Origin of the sequence: Bacillus cereus group sp. BfR-BA-01349, from assembly GCF_022663795.1 — a bacterium.
In the GTDB taxonomy this organism is placed as follows: Bacteria; Bacillota; Bacilli; order Bacillales; family Bacillaceae_G; genus Bacillus_A; species Bacillus_A cereus.
This window is the reverse complement of sequence record NZ_JAKUGE010000021.1, coordinates 85,853-92,257: the sequence shown is the minus strand read 5'-3', so window position 1 is coordinate 92,257 and position 6,405 is coordinate 85,853. Positions and strand designations below refer to the sequence as shown.

Below are 6,405 nucleotides of genomic sequence, written 5' to 3'. Positions count from 1 at the left end.
AGTTCTTCTAATTTTCCCCATAAAAAATCCCCTCCATAATAAACAGTAAAGTAACTTTCTTTCAACTGTCTACTATAAGGGGATCATATCAATGAGGATCGGATTGCTGAAATGAAGGTGACTACAAAAGAAGAGCATTCTGTTATTCTTCGTCTAGTAGTTGATTTAGAAAGTAAAACTATTAGGGCGACGAGTGCGGAAATAGTGAATGGATTCTGCCCTCTGTGCAAACAGAAAAGGGACGAATGTAGTGAACTTAATGACTTGCAAAACAAAATGGAAATTTTAGAAGAAGCCTACGATTGGGTGAGAGAACATCCGGAATATCGTTTTCAATTATCTTTTTACGAGTACAATAAATTTGAAGTAGTAAAGTGAATTTTGCATCTTAACAACTTATAGAAGGACTTGGTCAACTAGAAATAAGCTTGTATAACAAGGAAGGGATGTATTTGATTCTGCAACAAATGTCATCTTGCATCAAAAAAATTTGAAAATAAACATGTTTTATTATAAAGCAGAAAAATCGATTCTTAGTAGAGTCGGTTTTTAATATAAATAAAAGAGCGCTTATTAAAAGCGCCCAGTAACAACAGTTATATGGAAGTATTTATCCCGTAAAAGCCCGATTGGTGAGGGTTAATAATTAGTGGGGGATGAACAAAACCCCACTGATTAAAGTTTCACTTTATTCAATACCGCTCGGATCAAACGAATACTGCTGCTTATTCTCAATCCGCTCAATCACATCTTGCAGCTCATCCGGCTTCAGAAACTCAATAGGAGAGAAGCCTTTTTCAAATGTAAGTGTGTCTGCTTCAATCATAAGTACATATCGATCATTTACCTTCGCAATATGTATTTGATCCCCGAAATCCGCAAGCAACGCCTTCACAGAGATATGATCGGCTTTTAGTTTTAATTCCACTTCAGGAGCATGCTCAACGATTTGAGCGGTAGCTTCCATTACTTCTTCGGTTGAAAATTGTTCCATAATTTCGCGTTTCGGACTGGCAGCCCATACTTCCATTGCTTGGTCGAATTGTTCGCGTTCTTCCGTACCTTCTTCAAATACATCTTCAATTTGGTCATATACCATGTCCATTACTTGTGTTTTCATAATTTCAGGCATAGAGCGTTCATACTCGACGAATTTTAAGAAGTCTTCAAAATAACGGGCGTGTGATGCTTGATGAATTTTTAGTTCGCCTACTTCAACCATCCCTTCTTCAGGCATGTACGGATATTGGATAGATTTCATATTCTTTGTTGTGATGGCCATTTCAACGTTACGAATCAGTGTTGATTCATCAGAAATAGAAGCAACCTTTGGTTCAAAGCCGCATTTCATTACGAATACGAATGGATCATCAAAGTATTTGCGTAGTTTTGCCTGAGCAATTAAAAATACACCACTACGTACAGCGCTTGTGTCAAGATATGTATAAACGAGAGGTTCGCTCATATCTTTAAAGTTTTCTTTTGTTTCTGCAAAGCGAATACGATTAAAAAGGTTGTAATGAGGGTTTGAATCAAGTTCGTGCCCTTCTTCTACAATAAAGCGACCAATTTTTGTTGGGGCTTGTTCTGTTTTTGCATGACGTTCTACTTTTCGCTTCGATATTTTTAATAACTCACCATTCAAAAATTCTTTTAAGGAGCTATCTTCATATTCTTCAGCGTCTAAAGTTTGAAAATGTTTGTAGCGTTTATCAACTGCTTCACCTTTTCCTTCTACTTGTACAACATAAAAGGAAAGATAATTTATTTCAAAATCCATATTTATCACCTTGTTTCATTTCATTAACTCTTATCAGTATAGAGATGGAAAAAACTTTCGTCAATTTATATAAGGAAGGGGGAGCCCCTTCCTTATATAATTTTTATTTTTTCAATTAAAATCCGTCTTCTAATGCTGCGAAAGGAATATTTAGTCTGTTTTCTACTGTGCGTAAACGTTGGTTTAAGCGGTTGAGTCTACGTGTATGGCGCTCAACTGTATTTTCTAGTTGACGTACTCTTTGTTCAAGCTCATTTACGCGTCTTTCTAATTGACGATTTCCAGTGCCAGGAAAAGAGATTGGAAGTTGGAATTGTCTATTTTGGTCGTATGGATTCGTGTGCTCTGCTTGATCTATATAAGATTGATATTGTGTTTGTAAGTCATACTGTGGTTGTTGGTACGCATATTGATTATATGGATCATATGGATTGTAGGGATACATAATAACATCCTCCATTTCTTTAAAATAGGTTGAATACACCATAATGTATGTGCAAAAGCGGAGCGGTGGCACGGCAAATACCTATTTATGTTGACGGGATTTCTCTTTATCCCGCTATTTGCTGGGCAATAAGACCCCCATGTCAAAATTCAGCAGAAACAAAGAAGGTCGGGATGCCCGTAAAACCCCCACTGATTACAATTTCACTTTATAAAAAATAGCTTGAGGGTTTTTGATTTGTATTTCTTTTGTTTAATGGTATATACTGGATAAAAGGGGGAGTTTACATAAAAGTTACAATTCTATCAAACTCAAACTTTTATGTAAATATGTATAGACATTTATAAAAGAAAAGAGTAATTTATATAGAGTGAAAAATAACTTGTAACATTTTATAAACATATTGTAAAATGATTGTAACAAAACATACATAAAAATGAAATAAATACATAATAGTGATGTTGGGGAAAGGGAGAGAGTATATTGTTCCGTAAAGTAAAGGGTATATTAGTTGGGGTGTTATGTGTAGCTATAATGAGTGGCTGTGGTGCAAAAGTAAGTGATGTTGCATTGGTAAGTGATATTGGTGGGCACACTGTAGAGGCTAAAGCAGAAGTACAGGATATTATTAGTTTAGTTGATGGTCGAACTGGTACTGAAGTGAAAAAATTAGATTTATCTGGTTTAGGCTATTTTGAAGATGAAGCGAAATTTAAAAAGTCTGTAACAAAGGTTGTTGGTGAGGTTGGAAAAAGCGTCGACAAAAAAATGGTTCCTTCACGTATAGCACCTGATGGAAGTTGGCAAGAAGGAAAACCTTCTTATGAATTAATGGAAAAAGAATTAGTAGATAAATTGTTAAACGTTGGTATGTGGGATGCTACGTATCAGTTGCCGATCGTGGAGAAAAAACCAGTCGCAACATTAAGTGATGCGCAAGGAAATGGTACGGTAATTGGTAGATATGAAACGAACTTAGGTGGTTCAACAGGTGGCCGTATTGAGAATATTCGTTTGTCAGCAGCGAGCATAAATGGAGTTGTGTTAGCAAAAGGAGACCGTTTCTCTTTTAATTCATTAATCGGTGATACAACACCAGATAAAGGATATCAATTAGGGAAAGAAATAGTTGATGGTAAATTAGTAGATGGATATGGTGGTGGTGTTTGTCAAACATCTTCAACTTTATACAATGCAGCAGATCAAGCTGGCCTGAAAATGGTGGAGAGAACTACACATTCTAAAACGGTAGGTTATGTTCCACAAGGAAGAGATGCTACAATTGCATATCCATATTTAGATTTAGTATTTGAAAATACGAATGATGCACCTGTGAAGCTTTATATGGGCATTCAGGGTGGAAAACTAGTTGCTGAAGTACATAAAATGAGATAAGAGTTATAAAGCCACCTTTTCTGAAATTTAGAAAAGGTGGCTTTTTTATTATGAAAATAAAAATGTATGTAAATTCTGACTTTTCTTATTTACATAGGATGATTTTAGTTGTATCCTTCATAGTAACGGTTATATGTAATGGAAAAATATAGGGATAAGGAGATGGAGTTATTCATGGTACAAATTCATCCGAAAACACGTATTGGTCATATTGAATTTAAAGTGAAAGATTTAGAGCGTCAAATTGCTTTTTATGAAAATGTTGTAGGATTAGAGGTAATTAAGCAAGAGGGGAATAAAGCATATTTATCTGGAAAAGGTGGAAAGAACGCGTTACTTGTTCTTGAAAAGTTAGAGGACGGGGTACTGCAAGAACCGCGTACGACTGGTATATATCATGTAGCCTTTTTAGTTCCGACTCGTGAAGCTTTTGCTTCTGCGCTATTTGGGGTTCTTCGTAATAAAAATGTAATTGACAGCCCGGATGAGCAAGAAGGGCGTTATACATATTCAAATGAAATTTTACCAATTTCAAGGTTTAATAGTGCAAGTGATCATACATATAGCGAAGCTTTTTATTTGCAAGATTTAGAGGGGAATGGTATTGAAATTTATGCAGACCGTCCGCACGATCAATGGGGAGAAGGGCCAGGAGGAAGTACACCACTTGATTTAAAAGAATTGGCAACACTCGTTGATTATGAGTTTGATGGTTTGCCTGCTAATACTGTCGTTGGGCACGTACATTTACGAATAGCTGATGTAGAGAAATCACATGAATTTTATGTGGAAACAGTAGGTTTTGAAGTACAACAGCGTGAAGAGGATTGCTTATTTATTTCAGCAGGGGGATATCATCACCATATTGGTGCAAATACGTGGAACGGAGTAAACAACCCACACCCACCAGTACATGCAACTGGGCTAAAAGTGTATACGATTGTACTACCGTATAAAGAAGCGTTAGATGAAGTGAAAGAAAGATTAATAGAAAAACAACATGAAATAAATGAAACTACAAATGGGTTTGTGGTGGTAGATCCAAGTGGTATTACAGTGCAGTTTGAAATAGAAGCAGTGTAAAATAAGCGAGAAAGTGTATAATCACTTTCTCGCTTATTTGTGATCATTCATAGCTCAATCCAATATCTTCTTACTACATTCCCATCTTCCTCAGTGAAATCATCATCACGAAGTCCGCCGTTATGTAAAATCGTTTTTTCAGAAGCGGTATTCACTGCGTCGCAAACGACAAGTACTTTCGTGATGTCTAATTCCTTCGTTTTTTCTAATGATAATGCTAGTAATTTCGTAGCATAACCTTTTCTTCTTTCAGAAGGGCGAATGCCATAACCGATATGACCGCCAGCGTTAAATAAATGTTTGGTTAAACTATGACGTATATTAACAGCTCCGACAATTTTATTTTCATCTGTAACAAGCCAATATGTAGAGTCTGGTACCCAATTTTTAGGGATATTTATTCCTTTATGCGCATCGAGAAGTTCTTGAACCATAGCTGGGAAGTTGGCAGGATTTTTTGAGATAACCCACGGGATCATTGTTTCACCGCTATCTTTCCATTCGTTATAGAAATCTAAGTATTCTTCTTGTAAATCAGTAGTAGGCGTAAGTAATGAGACGTTCATTGTTAGTAAGCTCCTTTGTTTATGTAGTATTTATAAAAAATTATGATACAAAATGAAAGCGTTTTCTGAAGTTTCTCAACCTAATTTCATGTAATCCATCTTTGTTTTTTTAGAAAATTAGTGGAGGTTTAAAATTAGAAGTTATTTATTTTATGTTAATATTTTAAATATTAACATAAAACAGTCGGAGTATTAAGTGTATTTTAGTAGTATTCCTTCATGTTGATAAATGGATATTTGTGATAATTTTTGTTTTATCTATCTATAATGAATGAAAGGGGGAAGTGCCCGTGAGTGTAGATTTTGATTTTATTATACGAATCGGTGTTGCTGGCTTGTTAGGAGCAATGATTGGTATTGAAAGAGAAATTCGATCGAAAGAAGCTGGATTAAAGACTCATTTCCTCGTAGCGGTAGGAAGTGCGTTAATAATGGTTGTTTCGAAATATGCCTTTTCAGATATTGTGTTTGAGGAGCATATGTCTCTAGACCCAAGTCGTATTGCAGCACAAGTCGTTAGTGGAGTTGGTTTTTTAGGTGCAGGCACAATTATTATTCAAAAGCAGGCGGTGAAAGGATTAACGACCGCGGCTGGTTTATGGGCTACTGCCGGTATAGGATTAGCAATTGGAGCGGGAATGTATGTAGTAGGCATTGGAGCGACGATTCTCGTTTTAATTGGTTTAGAAATTGTAAGTCGTATTTTTAAGGTGCAATTTTTATTTCCACAAAATATAACAGTGCAAATGTTTGTAAATAAACATGAAGCGGTACAACAAATATTAGAAACACTACAAGTGAAAGACATCCCAATACTCTCATATGAGGTGGAAGCTTCACAGCAAAGTACAGAAACTGTTTATAAGGTAGGGATGCAACTGAAAAATATATCGTCAGAAGAAAAGAATGAGTTTATTCAGCATATGCAAACATTACCGGAAGTTACGTTTATAAAGTTAAAATCATAGTGTTGAAAAAGAGGATAGATGTAGCAGAAATTTTGCTATTATCTATCTTTTTTTTGATATAAAATGCACGGAAAGTCAAGCGTTAATTTTACAGGGAATGGATACATGTGTGAACGTTACCTTGTTTTTTTCTCAATACAGGACAAAAAGTAAAAATAGTAAAATAAT

The 6,405-nt window shown here is 35.5% G+C and carries 7 protein-coding genes; 4 read left to right on the top strand and 3 right to left on the bottom strand.

Annotated features, from left to right (window positions below; genetic code table 11):
* Positions 1-111: 111 nt before the first annotated feature.
* Positions 112-378 (top strand): hypothetical protein, encoded by a 267-nt coding sequence (locus MR169_RS13695; protein ID WP_242319539.1) that lies wholly within the window; start codon positions 112-114, stop codon positions 376-378.
* A 310-nt stretch (positions 379-688) separates the two neighbouring features.
* Here the strand turns inward: MR169_RS13695 and MR169_RS13690 are convergent, their stop codons facing one another.
* Entirely contained in the window at positions 689-1,780 is a 1,092-nt protein-coding gene (locus MR169_RS13690) for a DUF3900 domain-containing protein (RefSeq protein WP_242319538.1), read from the bottom strand.
* 115 nt (positions 1,781-1,895) lie between these two features.
* Positions 1,896-2,225, bottom strand: a complete 330-nt coding sequence (locus MR169_RS13685; protein ID WP_000283715.1) for a hypothetical protein — start codon at positions 2,223-2,225, stop codon at positions 1,896-1,898.
* A gap of 483 nt (positions 2,226-2,708) precedes the next feature.
* Between MR169_RS13685 and MR169_RS13680 the strand changes: the two genes are divergently transcribed.
* Entirely contained in the window at positions 2,709-3,620 is a 912-nt protein-coding gene (locus MR169_RS13680; protein WP_242319537.1) for a VanW family protein, read from the top strand.
* Between the two features lie 174 nt (positions 3,621-3,794).
* Positions 3,795-4,703 (top strand): VOC family protein, encoded by a 909-nt coding sequence (locus tag MR169_RS13675; protein WP_044795258.1) that lies wholly within the window; start codon positions 3,795-3,797, stop codon positions 4,701-4,703.
* Between the two features lie 47 nt (positions 4,704-4,750).
* Here MR169_RS13675 and MR169_RS13670 read toward each other — a convergent pair whose 3' ends face one another.
* Complete coding sequence (locus MR169_RS13670; protein WP_001103116.1) at positions 4,751-5,269, bottom strand: GNAT family N-acetyltransferase; 519 nt, start codon at positions 5,267-5,269, stop codon at positions 4,751-4,753.
* Between the two features lie 290 nt (positions 5,270-5,559).
* Here MR169_RS13670 and MR169_RS13665 point away from each other — a divergent pair, with 290 nt between their 5' ends.
* Complete coding sequence (locus tag MR169_RS13665) at positions 5,560-6,237, top strand: MgtC/SapB family protein (protein WP_044795257.1); 678 nt, start codon at positions 5,560-5,562, stop codon at positions 6,235-6,237.
* Positions 6,238-6,405: the final 168 nt, after the last annotated feature.